1 protein-coding gene is annotated in these 228 nt (G+C 50.0%); it reads left to right on the top strand.

Annotation, left to right across the window (positions count from 1 at the left end):
• A partial coding sequence (locus tag KVS69_RS20990) for a hypothetical protein (RefSeq protein ID WP_217540295.1) occupies positions 1–228 on the top strand: 228 nt, incomplete at both ends.

Raw genomic sequence — 228 nt, 5'->3', positions numbered from 1 at the left:
CAAGTCTTGGTGCGGATGATGCATTCCGCTTTCTGCTGAATGGAATGCTTCCCTACATCCTTATGGATGAAGATGTGATTCCCGATAACTTCCAGGCTGACTATACCTACCAAGCCTCGACGAACAATTTGGAGGATGAGAATTGCTTCGGCTTTGCAGTGAAGGTTGGCCATCAGGTTAGGGTGGTCGCAGCGGAAATCGTGCTGGACTCCCTTGCTGGTGGTAATC

The sequence above is a fragment of the Stenotrophomonas sp. GbtcB23 genome, assembly GCF_019091045.1.
In the GTDB taxonomy this organism is placed as follows: domain Bacteria; phylum Pseudomonadota; class Gammaproteobacteria; order Xanthomonadales; family Xanthomonadaceae; genus Stenotrophomonas; species Stenotrophomonas rhizophila_A.
This window is presented reverse-complemented; position numbering and strand designations above follow the sequence as displayed.